Genomic DNA, 4,388 nt, shown 5'->3' with positions numbered 1-4,388 from the left:
GCCCTCGCGCGCGCCCTGCGCGAGCTGGCGGAGGGCACCGTTGACCCCGCCCCGCTGGCCCGCAACGCCCGCGCCCTCATCGAACGGGACTTCGACTCCCGCGTCCAGGCGGCGGTGCTCTCCTCCTGGCAGTCCGCCCCGGAGCTCCAGCAGGCCCCAGCCGCCCCACTGGACACGGTCTCGCCCACCCCCGCACTCGAGGAGGTCCACTAGTGCGTATCGCCTACATCTGCGCCGACCCGGGCATCCCCGTCTTCGGGTCCAAGGGCGCCTCGGTCCATATTCAGGAGGTCGTGCGGGCGCTGCGCCGCACCGGCCACGACGTCACCGTCTACGCCGTGCGCCGCGGCACGCTCGTGCCCGCCGACCTGACCGACCTGCCGGTGCGCATCGTCAAGGTGCATGCGGATGATCCGGCCGCCCGCGAACGCGCCCAGGCCACCGCGGCCGCCGAACTGGCCCGCCAGGTGCGCGAGGACGGCGCCGACCTGGTCTATGAGCGCTATTCCCTGTTCTCCACCGCTCTGGCGGAGCTGGCCGACGCCGGCATCCCCGGAGTGCTCGAGATCAACTCCCCGCTCATCGACGAGCAGCGCCACCACCGCACCCTCGTGGATGAGGCGGGGGCGCTGGCGGCCCTGCGCACCCAGGTCCGCGCCGCCCGCTCCACCGTGTGCGTCTCCGAACCGGTGCGGCGCTGGGTATGCCGCCACACCGACGCGCCGCGCGCCGTCACCATCCCCAACGGGGTCAACCTGGAGCGGCTGCGGCCCTTCCCGGAGGATCCCGACGGCGTCGTCGTCACCTTCGTCGGCACGCTCAAGCCGTGGCACGGCGTCGCCGACCTGTTGCGGGCCGCCGCCCTGGCACAGGAGGACTGGAGCCTGCGCATTGTTGGGGACGGCCCGGAGCGGGAGGCGCTGCAGGCCCAGGCCGACGCACTGGGGCTGGAGGTGGACTTCCGCGGCCCCGTCGCCCCGCAGGACGTGCCCGCCGCCCTGGCCGGCAGCGCCATCGGGGTGGCCCCCTACCCGGACCTGGGCGGGGAGGACGAGCAGTACTTCTCCCCGCTCAAGGTGCTGGAGTACTTAGCGGCCGGGCTGCCGGTGGTGGCCTCCGCCGTGGGCCAGCTGCCCCGCCTGCTCGACGGCATCGGGGTGCTGGTGCCGCCCTCGGATCCGGCGGCGCTGGCCTCTGCTCTCGACGCCCTGTCCCTCACCCCGCAGCTGCGGGCCCGCCGCGGCGAGCTGGGACGGCGTCGTGCCGAGAAGCACCACAGTTGGGACGGCGTCGTGCGCCAGGCCCTCGCCCAGGTGGAGGTGCAGCATGTCTGAACCCCGGATTCGTCGTTCTGCCCTGACCCGCACCCTGCGGCTCATTGCCCCGGACCTGCGCCCGCAGCGGGGACTGGTGGTCGGCGGCACGTTCGCCCTGCTGGCGGAGGTCGTGTTCCGGGTGCTGGAGCCCTGGCCGATGAAGATCGTCATCGACTCGGTGCTCTCCTCGCTGGGCACGGCCACCGGCTACGCGCCCGCCAACCTGGCGCGCCTGGTCGGCCTGGGCGCCACCCTCATTGCGATTGTCGCCCTGCGGGCGCTGTGCAACTACCTGGCCACCGTCTCCTTCGCGCTGGCCGGCTCCCGCACCGCCATTGCGCTGCGGCGCCGCGCCTTCCACCACGTGCAGACGCTCTCCCAGCAGTTCCACTCGCGCAACCGCAGTGCCGACACCGTCCAGCGGCTCGTCTCCGACGTCGCCCGCATGCAGGACGTGGCCGTCACCGCCGGGCTGCCGTTGGCCGCCAATGTGCTCACCCTGACGGTCATGCTCGGCGTCATGGTGTGGCTCGACCCGCTGCTGTCCTTGGTGGTGGTGGGAGCAATCGCACTGTTCTTCTTCACCTCCTCGGGCTCCTCCAAGCGGATCACCTCCGCGGCCCGCCGCACCCGCAAGTCCGAGGGCCAGCTGGCCAACACCGCCCAGGAGGCGCTGAGCACCATCAAGGTGGTGCAGGCCTACGGCCTGGAGGCGCTGGTTGAGGACCGTTTCGTCAGCGCCAACCAGAACTCGCTGCACGCCGGGGTGCGCTCGCTGCGCCTGGCCGCGAAGCTGGAGCGCACCACCGACGTCATTGTGGGGCTCGGCTCCGCGGTGGTGCTCATCGGCGGCGGGATGCGAGTCCTGGCCGGGGCCATGACCGTGGGCGACCTGGTCCTGTTCAACACCTACCTGCGCACCACCATGAAGCCGCTGCGCGACATGGCCAAGTACACCGGCCGCATTGCCCGCGCCGCCGCCTCCGGGGAACGCGTGGCCAACCTCATGGATGTGCAGCCGGACATCGTCTCGCCTCCGGACCCGGTACCGCTCGGGCACGTCCGCGGCGCCCTCACCTTCGAGGATGTGGTCACCGAGTACGACGGCCACGAGATCCTCCACGGCGTCAACCTGCAGATCGACGCCGGCGAGCATGTGGCCATCATCGGCCCGTCCGGGTCGGGCAAGTCGACCCTGACCTCACTGGTCGTGCGGGCGCTGGATCCCGTCGGCGGCCGGGTGCGGCTGGACGGGCACAACCTCACCAGCCTGGACCTGTCCGAGCTGCGCGCGCAGGTGTCGGTTCTGCACCAGGAGGCGGTCCTGTTCGCCGACACCATCCGGGAGAACATCCGCATGGGGCGCCCCGAGGCCACCGACGCCGAGGTGGAGGCGGCCGCCCGGGCCGCCGGGGCACACGACTTCATCACCTCCCTGCCGGACGGCTACGACACGATCGTCGGTGAACGCGGCGGCACCCTGTCCGGCGGACAGCGGCAGCGGGTCGCCATTGTGCGGGCCCTGCTGCGCGACGCCCCCATCGTCGTCCTGGATGAGGCGACCACGGGGCTCGACCCGGCCTCCTCCACCCACGTGCTCGACGCCGTCGACCGCCTCTCCCGGGGGCGCACGCTCCTGGCGGTGACCCACGAGACCGAGGTCGCCATGCGCTCGGACCGGGTGGTGTGGGTGGAGGACGGCCGGATCGCCCTGGACGGTCCCCCACAGCAGCTGCTGGAGGAGTCCCCCGCCTTCCGGGCGTGGGCGGCCGCGGGTGCGGCCCAGCGGGAACTGTTGACCGCCGACAAACGGCAGGACGCCGGAGCCGAGAACCGCCCCGACGACCGCCCCGATGAGACGAACCGGAGGACGTATGTACGTCAGTAGCACGCGCAGCGCCGTCGACACCGTGCTCGACGCCGACCGGCTCAGCGAGCTGGTCGGGGCACCGGTGCGCGCCGCCCGGTTGCGCATTAAGCCCGGCGTCTCGGTGACCGCATCCTTGTTGGAGGCGGACACCGACCGTGCCGCCGGCTGGGCCCGGCTGCTATGGCCCATCAACCGGACCAAGGCCGATAAGACCGCCCGCCGCAGCCTCCGCCTGGGTCTGCGCACGCGCCAGTGCGAGACCGATACCGGCCTGCTGCTGCAGGTCGGGGAGGTGGCCGCGGACCCGTCCCTGGCCAAGCACGTGGCCGCTGCCCGGGCTCAGGGGCTCCTGGAGGGGCTGGAGGGGAACCTGCTGCGCTACAACCCGCTGCGCCGACTCGTGGTGCGCACCGACCATGGAGTCGTGCGGATCACCGCCGGCGCCCAGCGCCGCAGCATCGCCCTGCAGGACTTCGCCGCAGCCATCGTCCCGGTGCCGCCGCTGCTACCCGACACCGACGTAGGCAACACGCACCTGAGCGTGCAGCGCTTCGTCGGCGACACCGATCTGGGCCGCCACCACGACCTGGCGGCCACCGCCCGGGCCGGCGCCGCACTCGCCGCCCTGCACGCCGCCAGCACCGAGCTGCCCACCGACCTGGCCGAGGACCTGGACGACGCCGAGCCTCCCGCCCGCATCCTCGCCCTCGTCCACGCCCGCCTCCTCAGCCACCTCGACCCGACGCTCGCCGCCCGGGTGCAGCGCCTCGGGGAGGCGATGCCGCAACGGCCGTCAGGCCCGCCGGTCCTCTGCCACGGCGACGCCTCCCCCGATCAGGTGCTGCTGGAACGCAGCAGCGGCCGGATCTGGCTGACCGACTTCGACCGGGCGCGGCTGGTCCCGGCCGCCGTCGACCTGGGCTCTTACCTGGCCGTGGCCGACGCCGCCTCCGGTCGTGCCCTGCTGGCCGGTTACGCCGACGCCGGTGGGCAGCTTCCGGGCCCGGATGAGCTGCGGGCCGCCGTCGCCCGGGCCCGGCTGGCGCGCATTCAGGATCCGCTGCGTCACGGCGACCCCCACTGGCGCAGGCGCCTGGCCGCCGAGGTGGACCACATTGAGGCGCTCTGGCAGCGCCTGCCCGGCGGCCAGCGTTCCCGGGAGGCCTCATGAGCACCACACCAACACTCCCCTCCCCCGCCGC

General features: G+C 73.1%; 3 protein-coding genes and 1 pseudogene. All 4 read left to right on the top strand.

All coding sequences use genetic code 11. The annotated features are described in order from the left end of the window. Positions 1–213 (top strand): annotated as a pseudogene (locus RWX45_RS10815) (hypothetical protein); the annotation flags it as partial. After that, positions 213–1,334: a glycosyltransferase family 4 protein gene (locus RWX45_RS10810; RefSeq protein ID WP_316023730.1), complete on the top strand. Its 1,122-nt coding sequence runs from the start codon at positions 213–215 to the stop codon at positions 1,332–1,334. The pseudogene RWX45_RS10815 and the gene RWX45_RS10810, both read left to right, overlap by 1 nt. Next, the gene (locus RWX45_RS10805; protein ID WP_316023729.1) at positions 1,327–3,204 is read left to right on the top strand and encodes an ABC transporter ATP-binding protein; all 1,878 of its coding nucleotides are present in this window, start codon (positions 1,327–1,329) and stop codon (positions 3,202–3,204) included. The genes RWX45_RS10810 and RWX45_RS10805 overlap by 8 nt, the downstream gene beginning before the upstream one ends. Next, positions 3,191–4,357, top strand: a complete 1,167-nt coding sequence (locus RWX45_RS10800) for a phosphotransferase (protein WP_316023728.1) — start codon at positions 3,191–3,193, stop codon at positions 4,355–4,357. Before RWX45_RS10805 ends, RWX45_RS10800 begins: the two co-directional genes overlap by 14 nt. Positions 4,358–4,388: the final 31 nt, after the last annotated feature.

Origin of the sequence: Actinomyces sp. MRS3W (assembly GCF_032465695.1) — a bacterium.
Lineage (GTDB): Bacteria > Actinomycetota > Actinomycetes > Actinomycetales > Actinomycetaceae > Actinomyces.
Note: the sequence above shows the minus strand (reverse complement) of the source record. Positions and strands in the feature narration are given on the sequence as shown.

Excerpts from the sequence above, each read along its gene's own strand:
- RWX45_RS10805 (WP_316023729.1), top strand. The coding sequence starts at position 1,327 with ATGTCTGAACCCCGGATTCGTCGTTCTGCCCTGACCCGCACCCTGCGG.
- RWX45_RS10800 (WP_316023728.1), top strand. The coding sequence starts at position 3,191 with ATGTACGTCAGTAGCACGCGCAGCGCCGTCGACACCGTGCTCGACGCC.